This window comes from Pseudomaricurvus sp., assembly GCF_965662505.1.
Classification (GTDB): domain Bacteria; phylum Pseudomonadota; class Gammaproteobacteria; order Pseudomonadales; family Cellvibrionaceae; genus Pseudomaricurvus.
In genome coordinates, this window is the sequence record NZ_CBFIHX010000234.1 from 1 (window position 1) to 2,024 (window position 2,024).

General features: G+C 47.7%; 2 protein-coding genes. Both read left to right on the forward strand.

The window, feature by feature from the left end; genetic code table 11:
• Positions 1–188: 188 nt before the first annotated feature.
• Complete coding sequence (ahr, locus tag ACTG33_RS17055) at positions 189–1,190, forward strand: NADPH-dependent aldehyde reductase Ahr (protein ID WP_439136459.1); 1,002 nt, start codon at positions 189–191, stop codon at positions 1,188–1,190.
• Between the two features lie 133 nt (positions 1,191–1,323).
• Positions 1,324–1,968 carry a DUF2959 domain-containing protein gene (locus ACTG33_RS17060; RefSeq protein WP_439136461.1) on the forward strand — a complete coding sequence of 215 codons (645 nt, stop codon included), beginning with the start codon at positions 1,324–1,326 and terminating at the stop codon, positions 1,966–1,968.
• Positions 1,969–2,024 lie beyond the last annotated feature (56 nt).

Here is a 2,024-nt window from a genome sequence, read left to right on the forward strand (position 1 = left end):
AGTGTTAATGAAGTTGAATGAACCCATACAAAAGTTTGGTTTTTTGGGGCTGGAGGGTGTCTGTCCCGTTATTCGCCTTATTCTTCTTTCTCCGTTATTCCTCCCCGTTATTTTCTTATAGCCATGCTTCATACTTCCACTGATGGCAATACATGTTTACCAAATCAAAACTGTTACAGGAGAGCGTTATGATTAAAGCCTATGCAGCTTCAGCACCTGGGGCCAAGCTAGAGCCCTTCGAATACGAGCCAGGCCCGTTAGCTCATGATGATGTTGAAATTGATGTTGAATCTTGTGGCATATGTCATAGCGATATCAGTATGTTGGACAATGATTGGGGCGTGACCCAATACCCCTTTGTGCCCGGTCACGAAGTGGTTGGAGTAGTCAGCGCAGTGGGTGACAACGTTAGTTCTGTTGAAATTGGCCAGCGGGTCGGGTTGGGCTGGCACTCAGCGTATTGTAATACATGCGGTACTTGTCAGTCGGGTGATCACAACTTGTGCTCGAAAGCCGAAATAACTATTGGTGGGCGTCACGGTGGTTTTGCTGAACAAGTACGGGCACAAGCCAGTGCTGTAGTGCCCCTGCCTGAAGGGATAAACCCTGACTCTGCGGGGCCTATGTTATGCGGGGGCATTACCGTATTTAATCCCTTGGTACAGTTCGGTGTTAGCCCAACATCTAAAGTTGGGGTCATTGGCATTGGTGGTTTGGGGCATATCGCCTTGCAGTTTTTAAATGCCTGGGGATGTGAAGTCACTGCATTTACCCGTAATACGGAAGAAGCTGACGAATTACAAAAATTGGGAGCCCACAAGGTATTAAACAGTAGTAATGCCGAAGAGCTGAAAGCGGCCGCAAGGAGCTTTGATTTAATTCTGTCCACCGTCAATGTGAAGCTAGACTGGAATGCCTATGTCGCCACACTTGCGCCAAAAGGCCGTTTGCATTTTGTGGGTGCTACACTTGAGCCATTGGGCGTGAATGTATTTCCATTAATATTGGGACAGCGTTCTGTGTCTGGTTCGCCAGTGGGAAGCCCGGCAACCATCAGTAAAATGTTGCAGTTTGCTGACTTGCACAATATTGAGCCGGTAACGGAATACTTTAGTTTTGACCAAGTAAATGAAGCGTTAGACAGAATGCGTAATGGCAAACCCCATTACCGTGTTGTATTAAAACGCTAGCAACAAGGTCATTCCGGAAGAATGCCGAATAACTGTGGCAGGCACTAATACTCTATTTGCTAACTAAAGGGCTGGAGGGTGCCTGTCCACGTTATTCGGCTCGTTATCTGAATACAGCTAAAGGTAAAGATAGATGTTTATATATCGTTGGTTTTTCGTTTCTTTATTGGTGATGACTTTAGCCGGTTGTCAGACTGCGTATTACAGCGCGATGGAAAAAGTGGGCGTTCACAAGCGCGACATCATGGTTGATCGCGTGGAGTCGGCTCAAGATACGCAAGCCGATGCCAAGGAGCAATTCGAATCTGCGCTGGCACAGTTCAGGTCTATCGTTCAGGTTAAGGATCAAGACCTGGCGGAGCGCTATGACAGACTGAGCAGTGAATACGAAGAGAGTAAAGAGGCTGCGGAATCGGTCTCCGAGCGCATTGATGCGGTCGAAGATGTATCCGAGGCCTTGTTTGATGAGTGGGAAGAAGAAATCGATCTATACAGCAGCGCCAATCTCAAGCGTCAAAGTGAAGCCAAGCTAAGCCAGACTCGGAGGCAATATCAGGGCCTCATTAAAGCCATGCGCAATGCAGAGGCCAGTATGGCGCCGGTGTTACAAGCTTTCCAGGATCAGGTATTGTTTTTAAAACATAATCTGAATGCGCGTGCGATTGACTCGCTCCAGGGGGAACTGGGGAGCATCGAAACGGATGTCGCTCAGTTGGTCAGTGAGATGGAAAAATCCATTGCAGAATCAGACGCGTTTATTCGCAGCCTTCAGAACTAAGATCAATCGTTTCAGCGTTAACAGTTAGAAGTTGTGCCTTGTCAGACGCTGGGGTC